Raw genomic sequence first — 567 nt, 5'->3', positions numbered from 1 at the left:
CCACGCCCCACGGCATCGGGGAGCGGATAGCGCAGGTGCCCGGCGGCTACGACCACAACTGGGTGCTCACCCAGGCCGACGGGATGCACCCGGCCGCCACGGTGTACGAGCCCGCCTCGGGCCGCACCCTGGAAGTGACGACCACCGAGCCCGGCATCCAGTTCTACACGGGCAACTTCCTCGACGGCTCGCTCGCGGGCAAGGGCAACGTGGTCTACGGCAAGCACGCGGGCTTCTGCCTGGAAACCCAGCACTTCCCCGACTCGCCCAACCAGCCCACGTTCCCGAGCACCATCCTGCAGCCCGGCCAGACTCTGCATTCGACCACCGTGTACCGCTTCGGCGTGCGCAAATAGGCGAAATGGTGAGAGGGTGAAATGGGGAGTGCCGTTCTGCTAGCGCTATCTGCGCCGCTCCGCGCCGCCTAAACACCAAACTCGCCATTTCACCCCCTCACCCTTTCACCCTATGTCCAAGACATACGTCATCGGCATCGACTACGGCACCGACTCGGTGCGGGCCGTGCTCGTGGATGCCCGCAGCGGCGCCGAAGTGGCGCAGGCCGTG

1 protein-coding gene is annotated in these 567 nt (G+C 66.7%); it reads left to right on the top strand.

The annotated features are described in order from the left end of the window. A partial coding sequence (locus DLM85_RS24820; protein WP_481249170.1) for an aldose epimerase family protein occupies positions 1 to 356 on the top strand: 356 nt, incomplete at its 5' end. Positions 357 to 567: the final 211 nt, after the last annotated feature.

Origin of the sequence: Hymenobacter edaphi (genome assembly GCF_003258365.1) — a bacterium.
In the GTDB taxonomy this organism is placed as follows: domain Bacteria; phylum Bacteroidota; class Bacteroidia; order Cytophagales; family Hymenobacteraceae; genus Solirubrum; species Solirubrum edaphi.
The sequence above is the reverse complement of the archived record's forward strand: the minus strand, read 5'-3'. Positions and strand labels throughout refer to the sequence as shown.